6 protein-coding genes are annotated in these 12,973 nt (G+C 52.5%); 1 reads left to right on the top strand and 5 read right to left on the bottom strand.

Annotated features, from left to right (window positions below; all coding sequences use genetic code 11):
- Positions 1 to 437: 437 nt before the first annotated feature.
- The 5 genes from cruF to AS151_RS19965 form a co-directional block, all read right to left on the bottom strand.
- Positions 438 to 1,361, bottom strand: a complete 924-nt coding sequence (cruF, locus tag AS151_RS19985) for a gamma-carotene 1'-hydroxylase CruF (protein WP_071518833.1) — start codon at positions 1,359 to 1,361, stop codon at positions 438 to 440.
- 174 nt (positions 1,362 to 1,535) lie between these two features.
- Positions 1,536 to 2,591: a M20/M25/M40 family metallo-hydrolase gene (locus AS151_RS19980; RefSeq protein ID WP_139240816.1), complete on the bottom strand. Its 1,056-nt coding sequence runs from the start codon at positions 2,589 to 2,591 to the stop codon at positions 1,536 to 1,538.
- Complete coding sequence (locus AS151_RS19975; protein WP_071518831.1) at positions 2,581 to 8,127, bottom strand: PD40 domain-containing protein; 5,547 nt, start codon at positions 8,125 to 8,127, stop codon at positions 2,581 to 2,583. Before AS151_RS19975 ends, AS151_RS19980 begins: the two co-directional genes overlap by 11 nt.
- Positions 8,128 to 8,366: 239 nt before the next feature.
- Positions 8,367 to 9,740, bottom strand: a complete 1,374-nt coding sequence (locus tag AS151_RS19970) for a P-loop NTPase fold protein (RefSeq protein ID WP_071518830.1) — start codon at positions 9,738 to 9,740, stop codon at positions 8,367 to 8,369.
- 303 nt (positions 9,741 to 10,043) lie between these two features.
- Positions 10,044 to 10,814: a hypothetical protein gene (locus AS151_RS19965; RefSeq protein WP_071518829.1), complete on the bottom strand. Its 771-nt coding sequence runs from the start codon at positions 10,812 to 10,814 to the stop codon at positions 10,044 to 10,046.
- A gap of 611 nt (positions 10,815 to 11,425) precedes the next feature.
- Here AS151_RS19965 and atpD point away from each other — a divergent pair.
- Positions 11,426 to 12,880, top strand: coding sequence for a F0F1 ATP synthase subunit beta (gene atpD / locus AS151_RS19955; protein ID WP_071518827.1), 1,455 nt, complete (start codon positions 11,426 to 11,428; stop codon positions 12,878 to 12,880).
- The last annotated feature ends 93 nt before the right edge of the window (positions 12,881 to 12,973 follow it).

Raw genomic sequence — 12,973 nt, 5'->3', positions numbered from 1 at the left:
ACTATCGGCTCTTGGTCTAGCCACTACTACGGGAACCTGGCTGTTCCCAAGCCCCGTCGCTTTAGCGCGGGGTCAGTGACTTTTCTAAAAAGGGGCTATGGGGGTTTAGAATCCCCCAAAACGCCATTTGTACCACTAATACCATTTCTGAAAAAACATAATTTTCTGGAATTTTCCAATTTCCCTGGTAGGGGCGCTCACGCGTTGCGCCCCTACAAAAATGCCTCTATTATCTCTTGCAGATTATTAAGGAAATGGTATAAGGTTCACCTCGCCAAGGTTACCGGTGGCTTTTTCTAGCTGCTAGGAGGGAAAAAACGGGGGTCTCCAGCTAGTAGCTGGCCATCTCCCCGGAGACAGACCTTCAGGGCACCCTGGCACCTCAGCTAGCGACGGAGGATACCAGGAACCTCCACACGTTTGGTGGAGGCGCTGGCTTACTTAGCCGCAATTTCCACAGAGTTTAAAGTTCTGCCTTCAGACACAGCCGTAGCTTGGTCCGCCGCTACCGCCGTTGTTGGGGCAGCTGGGTTCGCCATACGCCACAAGAGTATAGCAGGAAAGACCCCGAACACCACCCCCAAAAGGACGGGAATCCACAAATTGGCAGCCACACTCATCACGGCCGAAAACGCAAAATTACTGAGATAAACCGCTAGGGGAACACCCAACTGCGCGCGGGTTACCCCCAAAGAATGTCCCGGCCAAAACAGCGCCGCCACCCCCATGAACAGAGCGCCGGTTCCCAGCCAACCGATAAAATTTTGATAGGGCATGCCAAAGAAGGCACCCGGTTGGTTCCAATGCCAGAAAGGCACCAAAGTTTGACTCATGGCTGGATCGAGGACGAAATCCCAGGAAGTCAGCAAAACAGCTCCCAAAGCGATCGCCATTCCCTGGCGAACCCAACCAGGCAGCGACAGGTTTTCCAATCCCGCTCTAGCCAGCAAGTAAGCAGTACCCCCCAAATAAAACCAAGAAAGGGGAATGGTAAACGGCACCAAGCCGCCAATTTTGTATCCCAAACCATTTAAATACTCGTACTCGCCAAATGGGAATCCCGTACTGGTCCCCAACAATTCGCTGCCCAACGACAGACAAACAGTAGGAAGGAAAAAAGCCAACAGCGATTTCATCCCCAACCGGCGATAGAGAGCGATGGCAACCGCAACCGCCCCCAACAAGATATATACCACGCCGCCTCCGGCCATACTCCAGCGAAAAGCCGTTTGCCCCCAACTTCCTAACGCCGTAATAATTTCTGGATGGGGCAGCACCCACAGCAGTCCGGCTAGTCCAAAGGCCATTGAAAAAATATGACCCACCAGGGAAAAACGCTCGGCTCGTGCAAGCTTGCTCATGATAATCCTCAACCAAATAAAAATTTCTGTTTCCAGACGAACCATCCCCAGCCCAATCGAAGGCTTACCCGGAGTCCCATGAAGGGAGAGATGCCATCACGCAACGCGGGGGACGCCATTCGCCTCTATCTAATATAGTTTACAAAACTTTAAAAACTTTGAAACGGCAGATTTTTATTTGGTGGCGGTGTTTTTTTCCGGCTGGGCTAACAAATGGGCAGTAGCGCGCGCGGCGATTTGTGCCGACCCCGTGAAAAAATCCCGGTTAATGGTGTTAATGGTATCGCTAGGTTGGTGGTAGTGGGGATTGCGAAAGTTAGCAGTATCCGTCACCATCACTGCGGGAATATCGTGCCACCAGAAGGGGGCGTGGTCGCTGCGCAAGGCAGCTGGAAAGAGAGCCCCTTTAGCAGGAACCGCTAGAGTTTCCACGGGCGGCAAATGTGCCGGCATGTCCTGGGAAAACGCCTGCAATAGAAAGGGATGTTCGCTGTTGCCGACGACAGCTAGGAAATTCCCGCGACGGCTGGGCGGTTCTATGGGCAAACTTTGGGGATAGGTTTGACAGTCCGGTTGGTAACAGGCAAACCCCACCATTTCCAAGACAATGGCAGCTTCGACGTTTTCGCGGTGGGCAGCAACATCGGTAAAAGCAAAACTACCCAACATGCCTTGTTCTTCCGCGTCAAAAAAGATAACTTGCAGGGTCGCTGGCGTGGGATGCTGGGCAAACAACCGCGCTATTTCTAACACAGTGGCCACACCGCTGCCATTATCGTCGGCACCTGGGGAACCGGCTACGGTATCGTAGTGGGCGGCGACAATAACTTTTCCTGCTTGCGAGTTGCTCCCGGGGCGTTGTGCCCAGATGTTGACGCCCTTGTCCCGAGCGTTGTCGCGGGGAAGGTCAAAAACCTGCTTTTGGGGCGATAAACCAAACGATCGCAATTTCTCGCTCAAATAATCCCGCGTTCGCTGGCGCTGGCTTTCGGTATGGCGTTCGTAGTTCAGGTCTTCTAGAAACTGCCACAGAGTGACCCGATCGATTTGGGGAACGGCGGGGGACATAGGCGTCTTTTCACCCAGCAGCGGGGCTGTCGGTGGGGCGCTCCGGACTGGTGCTGGTGCGGAACCAAGGGTCGGTGGGGTGCGTACAGTACTGAAGAAGACTTGGGAAAGAACAACCAACAGCACGGCGAGCAAACATCCTGCGATCGATTTAACCATCATTTTGCTGGTTCCCTTGGCTGGCGAAAAAATCTGTAGGGGCAAAGCTCCCGTGCTTGTCCTGACACAAGGCGCGATCGCTTTGGGAAAGGTTGGGATTGGTCGCTAAATAATCCCGTACCCAGCGGCAACTTTTCTGTAACAAATCTTGCAAATCCAAATTCCATAAAATCGCCGTACTATCAGCACTCGTCGATACCAAGGTTTGGCCGTCGGGACTAAAGCTGACATCCAAAACGCCGCTTTCGTGGCCGTGCAAGGCTTTTAACAGACTGCCATCGCGGCTCCATAGCTTGATGGTACCATCCCAATTGGCAGAGGCGATCGCTTTGCCATCCGGACGAAAGGCAACGCTATTGACGCTGTCGTTGTAGCCCCGGTACAAGGTATCCACCAATAAAGAGCGATCGCGTACGGTTTTTGGGGGCGTGGCCCCAGTAGAGACGCTTCGCGTTGCGCTTCTACTGTTGGTAGGCAAACGCCATAGTTTCACTGTATTATCCCACCCCGCCGACACCAACCTCTTGCCATCGGGACTAAAGGCAATATCAGTAATGTAAGACTGATGCCCAAAGGGGTCTTTGCTGGTGGTAACCGTCCCCACTAATTCGCCGTTGCGACGCCACAGGAGAATTTGCTGGTCGTCCCCTGCTGAGGCCAAAAGTTGCCCGTTGGCGGAAAAGGCGACGCTGTTGACTCTGCCTTGGTGGGCGGCGAGGGTGTGCAGTAGCTGGCCGGAAAGGGACCAAATTTTGACGGTGCCGTCGCGGCTGGCGGTGGCAACCAATTTCCCCTGGGGATCGAAGGCAGCTTGGTAGGTTCGATCGGCATGGCTGGGGTTGGGGGCGCAGTTGCCGGGGAGGTCTTTTTTGTCAGCTAGGCTGGGGTCTGTTAGGGTCGCGATCGCGGTTCCAGAGGGGTCCCATAATTTCACGGTACAGTCGTGACTGGCTGATGCCAGCATGTCGCCGTTCGGAGCAAACGATACGTCGTACAAGCCACTTGCATGTGCCTGCCAGCTTTGGAGGAGTTCCCCTTGCCGGTTCCAAATTTTCACACTGCGATCGCTGCTGCCGGTGGCAATGGTTTGTCCATCAGGAGAGAAACCGACACCGTATACCCGCTGTTCGTGAGCGCGCAACCGGGGCAGAGAGGTCGATTCGAGTTTCCACAAACGTACGGTTTTGTCCCAACTGCCGGTGGCGATTAAGTTGCCATTGGGACTAAAGTCCACGCTGGTTACCCCATCAGTATGCACTTCAAATTCCCGTTTTTTCTCTCCAGAAGCTACATCCCACAAAATCGCTTTGCCATCTCCGCTGGCCGAGACCAGGGATTGGCTGTCAGGACTAAAACTCAGGGCGTACACCCATTTCTGGTGCCCGGAAAAAGTTCGCAATCTTTCCCCTTGCAAGTTCCACAGTTTAATAGTCTTATCGTCAGAGGCGGAGGCAAAAATTTGACCGTTGGGAGCAAAATCGAGGAAGTTGATTTTCCGATCGTGCGCTGCAATGGTTCTTCGTAGTTGGTAGCGCCCCCCGCGCCCTTGCCGCCACAAACGAATTTTTCCCTGTACGCCGGCGGTGACCAGCCAATCTCCATCTTGACGAAACTGAACCGAGCGCACGACTTCGGCATGTCCGGATAAGGTTTGGGTGGCTTGTTGGCTATAGCTGCCGTTGGGCTGGCGCTGCCACAGTTTGACTTGGGTACTGTCTCCGGCTGCAGCTACTAGGTTACCTTTGGGGCTGAAACGCACGCTGTATACTTTTTCGCCAGCTTTCAGGGTTTGTACGAGCTGGTATTGGCCATTGGTTCGCTGCCACAGGTAGAGGTTGCCATCAGTGTCGCCGGCACCAATCCACCGACCGTCTATGCTGAAGTCTACGCTGGATAGGCTGGCTGTGGGGCGGTCGAGAACTTGCACCAGCCGACCGTTGGGTTGCCAGATGCGGATGGTTTTGTCGTTGCTGGCGGAGGCGATGAAACGCCCGTCATGGCTAAAGCGTACGTCCCATACGGCGTTGCGGTGCCCTTCTAGGCGGTTGCTTTCTTTTTCAGAACGATAGATGGCTTGTTGTAGGGCGGCTGCTACTTGCAGTTCGATGTCGGCGGTGGAAACCCGGCGCGTGGTGGCGCTGTTCTGGCTGATGGACCCGCCGGTGGCGATGGTGTGGCGAAAGGTTTGCAGCCGCCGAACGGCGCGCAGGGCTTCCATGAGGGCGTCGAAGGGTTTGTTATCGAGGAATAGGGCTTCGGCGCTAGCGGAGGTGGCGGCAATTTCTGCTTTCATTTCGTTGATTTCGGCGATTTTGCTCTGCTGTTCGGCGCGCTGTTTTTGCAGTTCTACTTGTTCTCGCTGCTGTTGGAGAGCTTGTTTTTGTTTTTCGGCGTTGCGCCAAAAGGTGGCGGTGGAGAGGGTGGCACCTAGCAACAACAGGATTAAGCCGAGGGTGATTTTGAGGAGGCGGTTGAGTTCTCGGTTGCGTTTTTCTAGTTGCTGCTGGCTGGATTTTTCGGCGGCTTGGGAGGCGGCGAGTTGTTGTTTGAGTTTTTGGAAGGTTTCGTTGTATTTTTGTTGGATGGGTTCGACTAGATAGTCGTGGACGAGTTGGTAGCGGTTGGTGGGTTCTTCTAGGTGTAAAAAGACTAAACCGGCACCTACGAGGATTTCTAGGATGAGGTCTAGGGTTTGGTGGGTGTGGTTGGGGTGTCCGTTGATGGAGGTGGCGATTTCTTGTTTGGTTTTGAGGGGGCGTCTGCCTTTGTCGTCGATGAGGGAGAATAAGACTTTCCAGGTGATTTCTTCGTTGGCGGGTCCGCAGTCTTCGATGGCAACGCAAAGCGATCGCAAGACGAGTTTTTGTTTTCTGGCTTTGGCGCTGTCGCCTAGTTGCAGGTATTTGTCTAGGGTATGAATGCCTTCTTCCTGCAGCTGTTCTCCCACGACTTGCAGTTCGACGGGACGCACGGCACCACTTTCTTGGGCGAGGTCTTGGACTAAGGTTTCGATGAGGGCGGTTTGCATGTAGAACTGCGAGTTGGCTGTGAGTTTTTCGATGGTGCTTTTGGCTTTGTCAGGGGCGAGGTCTCGCAGGGGATAGCGTACGTTTTTGTCTAGGATGTTGTTGCCGATGGCGTCTAGGGAAACGGTTTGTTCGCAGGAAAGCAAATAGTGCAGGTAGTCTTCCCGTAGGGAGATGACGACTTTGACGAAGGGGCTATTTAGGCAGCGATTGAGGAATTGGCAAAATAGGTTTTGTTCGGTGCTTTTCTGGCAAACGAAGAAAAACTCTTCAAATTGGTCGAATAAGATAACAATAAGTAGATTGCGGTTTTGGGCGTGCTGCAGGAGATGGCAAAAGGTTTCGAAGTTGGTTTTGGGTGGTGTTGAGGTGACTGGCTCGATGGCAAGGGCTTCGGCAAGCTGTTTGGTGATGTTTCCCATCCAGTCGGTGTATACCTGTACGATGAGGGGCAGGGCGATGCGATCGCCCATTTGCCGGTATCTTAAGGCGGGGACCAAACCGGCGTTGAGCATGGAACTTTTGCCGACGCCGGAAGAACCGTGAATGATGGTGAGCTTGCAGTCGTTGCGGTTTAAGCGGCTGAGCAGATTGCGTACGTCGGTTCCTCGCCCGGCTGCGTCGATTTCCGGGGCCCAGGTGGTGTGGCTGGGGTCGGCTAGGTGTTCTGGCGATGGTGCCTTTGGTACCGGTCCATTCTCCGTACCAGACCCTTCGCGAACGGACCATTCTCCGTACCAGACCCTTCGCGAACGCCAACCGGACCTATCCCCAGCGGTATCGAGGGATGGGTGGTTGGCCGATGGCGGTGGCGAGAAAAAGGGGACGCTGCTTACTGGATGCAGGGTGTGCAATTGAGGCTGCAACTGCACGGCACCGATAAAGGCGCGAAAGCCAAATTGGTGTTCGATTTGGTGTTGCTGTTGTTCGATGCGAAATGCTTCTAAATATCCTCCTTGTTGGAAGTAAATGGAACGCAGGGTTTCTAAGATCCGAATGTACAGTTTGGGATCCTGTTGGGGGGCGATGGTGTCCCGTGCCTGTTGCAAGTAGTTGCGCGCTTCTTGGTGGCGGTTCATGGCTTGCAGCGATCGCCCTAACAACCACAGGTACAATCCTTTATGTTGCGGCGGGACTTTTGGTGTCTCTGATGAGGGCGACCAGGCGCTGTTGGCTAAAGAAAGGGCTTCTTCTGCTAGGTGATACGCGCGAATCCACCGACCTTCTGCAAGTCCTACTTCGGATAGAAATCCATAACATGAGGCACGCAGTAGGGAATTTTGGCAAACGGCGTCCATTTGCAGGGCATTCTGGGCGAGGGTTTCTAATTCTTTCCACGCTTCTAAATGCCGCAGAACTTCTCCCAAGCTGCAAGTAAATTGAGCGACCAGTTCTTGGCGATCGCAGTTACGAAATGCTTCAATGCAGTCTTGAAAGTAGGTTCTAGCAGCTTGCAGGTATTCAATTTGCTGGGGAGGGTTGAGGTCGGCTTGCCGGCGGTAGCAAAGGGCGATGTGATATAGCAAAACGCCTTGGCGTTCCAACCAGTTTACGGTAAGGGGGACTGACGGATTTTTCGGGGACTGCTGGCTGGCTTCAACCATGGTGTCAGTATGGGATGCTGGGTTGTGACTGCTGCCGGTTGGGGATGGATCGCTGTCTTGGCTGTGGCGTGACCTGGCTGCGGACCACAACTGCAGGCTCTGGTTGTAGTGTTCGAGGGCGGCGTCTGGGCGATCGTTGGCGTAGTCATCCCTGCCTAAGACGAGTTGAATGCTGGCTTGTAGCCGCAGTCCTTCGGGGGAGTTGAGGGAAACACCGCGATCGCGCAAGTCCCGTACGGCTGCTTCTACCTGAGCGCGGTAGGAGGAGCCAACGGCCAGGTCCACCAGGTCGTTGTTCGCCGAATCGCTGGTGCTGGTTTTGGTGTCGGGGGAGGCGGCACTGGCAGCTGTTTGGCTGCCAAAGGCTAACCCTGCTTGGAAAACAGCATTGGCCACTTGGACGAGTTCGCTCCACAATTCCTCGGTAGAGCGTTCGAATTTTATGGAACTGGCTGCCCAACTGCGAAAGTCTGGTGCCAGGCGAATCATCTTGGTCAATACGTCGGAGGTCACCCACAGCACGAGGGGGCAGGGAAAGTTTTTGCGAAATTCTTCGCGCACTTGGTTGGTGGAGCTGAGGACGTAATCGAGGGCACGTACGGACTCCAGACCAAAGACCATTAAGGCTGGTGTGCCTTTTCCCCCCAGTTGTTCCCCTTGCAGTTGCGATCGCAGGGTGGTGTACAGGGTGCGGATGTTGGGATCGAGGTAGATTTCGCGAAAGCACGGGTTGGTGTCGGCGTAGCGGTCTCGCAGCTGTTGGACGATTTTTTGGCGCAGTTGGTGGTAATTACAGCGCACCAAAATGAGGGAAAAGGTGCCCTCGGATAGGGCGATCGCTCGCAGCAAGGCTTTGAGGGAACGCTGGTTGTAAGCGCGCGCATCGTCTACGGTGTCTAGTTTTGCCATGGGAGCTACGATTGAAACAGCCAACTGCGATTTTGAAGGGGAAAAGAGCGACCCGTGCAGCCGGTGCCGCCGTCAAAAATATGCTTGAATTGCATTCAAAGTACGTCCACAATGGGGCGGAAAAACGCTCGCCGAGGGTCCCTGTCGCCGGAGAGGGACTAGCTCTGTTCGCAAATCCGCGAACCCATCTAGGCACACCCAATGAAGCGAGAATCTCACCAATTCTATTCGTGAGAGTGTCAAAATTGGGTCGCTGCGTCTTGAAATAACTTGGTTTCTGCAAGGGCAGGGTTAATCCAAAACCAACGTCCTTGTTCGTCGCGATATTCGTATAGAAACATGCTGCGCAGCAAGATTTGGTAGTCTTCGTCGCCGCGGACGTTTTTCTCCCGCAGAGCTTGAAAGAGCAGTTCCCATTCGTCGTCGGTAATCGCTGCCACCAAGTCGTCTCGGTATTCGCGAATGACGCTTTCTACAGCTTCCCGTCCTAGGGGTGGGTCTTCTTGTTGCAGGCAACTGTACAGCAACCCCAAGAGATTGCGCACGTGACCGCCGCTAACCTGGCACAGGCGGTTGAGGGTTTCGGTACTGTCGAAAACTTTTTCTACCATATCCAGGCGTTTTTGGGGGGTGGCTTCGGGGAAGGCGCGGGCTAAAATCATTTGTCTCAGCAACTGAATGCCGCGATCGCAAGTTTCTCCCGAACGCTGGCGCACTGGCACCATGGGCAAAACTTTGGGTTTCACGCCAAATCGATTGGTCAAACGGCTTAAATCGTTGGAAAAAATTAATGATAGAGGAATGGTATAAACCAGGTGGCAGTTGAGTTTGGCGAGTTGTTCCCCGCGATCGACAAATAGATATTCTGGTTGTGGTCTGCCCCAGGGTTTGGGGGAGTTGTCCAAACGGTCGAGGTTATCGACGATGACAACCAAGCCTTTTTTGCCCTGTTGTTTCAGTTTTTCGTTGGCGGTTTGCAGCAGTTCTTGGTTGGTAATTTCTAAAATATTGTTGGTGCGCGGTTCTAGATATTGCCGCAACACCGAACGCATGCGGGGGCTGTCTTTGGTTTTGGCGGTGATTTTGCCAATGCCCATGGGTAGGGAAAGTTCGGCTTGCCCTTCGGAACTAACGCTGAGATTGCCTACCCCAGGCACCGAGGCTTCGCCTGTAATTTCAATGGAGGTTTGCAACAGCTCGGCGGCTTCTTTGAGCATTTTTTTGAAGCCGGTGGGATATAAATGAACTTTTTGTTTTGCCAAACTTTCGCTGACCTGGCGCGCGATCGCCAATAAAATATCGGTAATGTCTACATCTACTAGATCTAAATCTTGGCTGGATTCAAAATAGACAACATGAAATCCCTGGGCTTCTAAATCGGCTTTTAAACGCAGCAGTTCGGTGGATTTTCCGCAACCAATATGCCCGGTAAATAGCTGGCAGGTAGGTTCTTCTGGCGATAGCAAAGTAATCGTACGTCCCAACTGTCGAATAATATTGCCACCGCGCAGGTCGGAAAAATCAATATAATACCTGCGGTCAGTTTCGTTGCCTATGTAAAGGGGTTTGCTGGGATTGCAAGCTTGATAAAATCTCGGTAAATCTAATTCCATAGCCGCTGAGCAAATTTTGGGCGTACAGGGCAGGTACGGGGACACTGCCCTGACAAAATTCTATCGATTTCAACGTAATTTTCCGTAGCCATCCATGCTTGGTGGGACACGAGATGGGCATCCCCCTTTGGGGGAAGACTACCCCCCAACGTTGCTAGGGGCAAGTTCGCTCCCGCGATCGCTGTTTGTTTCTACTATAGCCCGAATTCAAAAAGATGAAGTCGTTTTGAGGCTTATCTGTTCTCTGGGAAACATCCAAAAATAGGTAACCTACAGACCGCAGCTAGCTCATTTGGGAAGGGATTATAAAAACAAACCAAATTTTTGCAGCATCGTTTCTAAAACCACCGGCAAAGTTTCCTCAAGTTCACCAGTGCGATCGAACCAAAGTTGTTGGTAGTTGGGCAATTCAAAAGGGAAATGTCCTTCTAGAGAATCGTAGCGTTGTTGCCCGGCCAGCAAAATTTGTTCGGTTCGTTTTCCTTGCAAAGCACAGCCAAGTTCCAAACAAACTTGAGGGCTGGGAACCTGCGATCGCAATTCATTTTCCATTTCAAAAATCGGAGTAACATCAGCAATAAAAAGCAAACTTTTTTGCAACCGCCGTATAGTGGTTTGGTTCAAGCGCGTAGGCGCTTTTTGTGAACGCGGAGAAACTTCCACTTTTAAAGGAAATCGCAATCGTTGGTTAAGCTGTTCCAGCGCCGTCGATAGTGCCTCCGATAAAGCCGTACTGGATGCGCTGTATTCTTGCTGGTAGCTCAAAAAAATCGTCGGGTCCAAATGAGCCATGACATCCCGTTTGGTGAAATAAATTTCATGGCTGATTAAATCGATATTGGAAATCGCATATCCGCCGCTCCCTTCAATATAAAATTCCACTTCTGCCCCTTCGAGGTACCGTTGAAACCACGAAGCTTGTTTGACCTCTTCAATATCATTTAAGAAATCCGCTCGCAGGGCTGATTTTAACAAACTTTGCTTGCTCAATCGCAAATCGTGGGGACGTTTTTCAATTTCTTGAATGGGTTCGTACTTATCAATATACCAAGCTTTTAAAGAAATAATAGCCATGATTTATCTCCCGAACGATGGTAGTGCTTGCGAACAACAAAAAATGCTAGAAAAAACCAAAAAAAACAATCAATTCCCGAAAAACGCCCGAGAAAAGATCGGCAAACCTTCCACAAAAAGTCAGGATACCAACAATCAACCTGTTCCTACCGCCCAAACGATCCCCAAGCGTGCGATGGTAGGTGGGGAACGGAAAATGTCTAGGGTACAGAATAGAGGTAGGCTTTGTCTTCCCCGATATTCACGAAATTGCTCGAAATTTCCACCTTTAGCTGCCACCAGCAAAGATTGGCCCCCAGCGATCGCGTATCTTAGCAGTTTCCAGACCCCATCGCGATCGCCCCCAGCCCCAGTCCATCCTCGTATTTGAAAGCCATTCGATGGTATGCTAAAAGATAAATCCGCTACCAACAGCCATAGGAAATGGCAGCATAGACTGCTACGATTGGATGGTTGAAGCGCAGCTAGCCAGCTCGCTCTAGAGAGCGGGGTAGGCACCACCTCGTTCTTTATAGCCGCTCTAACAGCAGTCGCAAACAACCGAGCACCATTGCCATCCAGCAATCGGTGCCGCAAGCGTGTCAACTCATCAAAGCAAACAAGGCACAAGCATGGTACAAGCAGCAGAAAAGACCAACGTTGGTTATATAACGCAAATTATCGGTCCCGTGGTGGACGTTAAATTCCCCAGTGGCGAAATGCCGCGGATGTACAACGCCTTAAGAATCGAAGGCACCAACGAAATCGGGCAGCAAATCTCCCTAGTCTGCGAAGTGCAGCAACTGTTGGGAGACAACCAACTGCGTTCCGTGGCCATGGGGTCCACCAACGGTCTGACCCGCAACATGGAAGTAGTGGACACCGGCAAACCCATCAACGTTCCCGTGGGAACGCCAACCTTGGGACGGATTTTCAACGTCATCGGCGAACCAGTAGACGAACAAGGCCCGGTCAACGCCGAAGAAACCGCGCCCATTCACCGTCCTGCCCCCAAACTCACCGACCTAGAAACCAAACCCTCCATTTTCGAGACCGGAATTAAAGTCATCGACCTACTCGCGCCCTATCGCCGTGGCGGTAAAGTGGGTCTGTTTGGCGGCGCTGGCGTGGGCAAAACCGTGCTCATTCAAGAGCTCATCAACAACATTGCCAAAGCCCACGGTGGTGTGTCGGTATTTGGCGGTGTGGGCGAACGCACCCGCGAAGGCAACGACCTGTATAACGAATTTATTGAATCTGGCGTTATTGACAAAGATAACCTGAGCAACTCGAAAGTGGCGCTGGTGTACGGGCAAATGAACGAACCCCCGGGTGCGCGCATGCGGGTTGGTTTGAGCGCCCTCACCATGGCCGAATACTTCCGGGATGTAAACAAACAAGACGTACTGCTGTTTATCGACAACATTTTCCGTTTCGTGCAAGCCGGTTCTGAGGTATCGGCGCTGTTGGGTCGGATGCCTTCTGCGGTGGGATACCAGCCCACCTTGGGAACGGAGATGGGCGAGCTGCAAGAGCGCATCACTTCCACTAAAGAAGGATCGATTACCTCCATTCAAGCAGTTTACGTACCGGCAGACGACTTGACCGACCCGGCACCAGCCACCACCTTTGCCCACTTGGACGCCACCACGGTACTTTCCCGGGGACTGGCTTCCAAAGGAATTTATCCGGCAGTGGATCCCCTCGACTCCACCTCCACCATGCTGCAGCCAGATGTTGTCGGCGAAGAGCACTACCAAACCGCCCGTGCTGTCCAGGCAACGCTGCAGCGTTACAAAGAGCTGCAAGATATTATTGCCATTTTGGGCTTGGACGAACTGTCGGAAGAAGACCGCCTAACCGTGGCTCGTGCCCGTAAAATCGAACGTTTCCTATCGCAGCCGTTCTTCGTTGCGGAAGTGTTTACCGGTTTGCCTGGTAAATACGTTTCCATTGAGAAGAATATTGAAGGCTTCAAGAAAATCCTCTCTGGCGAGATGGATGACCTCCCAGAGCAGGCTTTCTACTTGGTAGGAGACATTGACGAAGCCGTTGAAAAGGCTGAAAAAATGAAGTCGGAAAGCTAAGCGCCGATTTCTCTATAGGAAGCTAGGGACTGAGGATGGTAGATTTCCTCGGTCCTTAGTCTTCCATATTCCTTTTCTGTGCCAACGAACTTT

The organism is Geitlerinema sp. PCC 9228 (assembly GCF_001870905.1).
Taxonomy (GTDB): domain Bacteria; phylum Cyanobacteriota; class Cyanobacteriia; order Cyanobacteriales; family PCC-9228; genus PCC-9228.
The sequence above is the reverse complement of the archived record's forward strand: the minus strand, read 5'-3'. Positions and strand labels throughout refer to the sequence as shown.

What these genes read in the sequence shown, in the direction of transcription:
- cruF (WP_071518833.1), bottom strand. Translation starts at nt 1,361, where the DNA reads ATGAGCAAGCTTGCACGAGCCGAGCGTTTTTCCCTGGTGGGTCATATT.
- AS151_RS19980 (WP_139240816.1), bottom strand. Translation starts at nt 2,591, where the DNA reads ATGATGGTTAAATCGATCGCAGGATGTTTGCTCGCCGTGCTGTTGGTT.
- AS151_RS19975 (WP_071518831.1), bottom strand. Translation starts at nt 8,127, where the DNA reads ATGGCAAAACTAGACACCGTAGACGATGCGCGCGCTTACAACCAGCGT.
- AS151_RS19970 (WP_071518830.1), bottom strand. Translation starts at nt 9,740, where the DNA reads ATGGAATTAGATTTACCGAGATTTTATCAAGCTTGCAATCCCAGCAAA.
- AS151_RS19965 (WP_071518829.1), bottom strand. Translation starts at nt 10,814, where the DNA reads ATGGCTATTATTTCTTTAAAAGCTTGGTATATTGATAAGTACGAACCC.
- atpD (WP_071518827.1), top strand. Translation starts at nt 11,426, where the DNA reads ATGGTACAAGCAGCAGAAAAGACCAACGTTGGTTATATAACGCAAATT.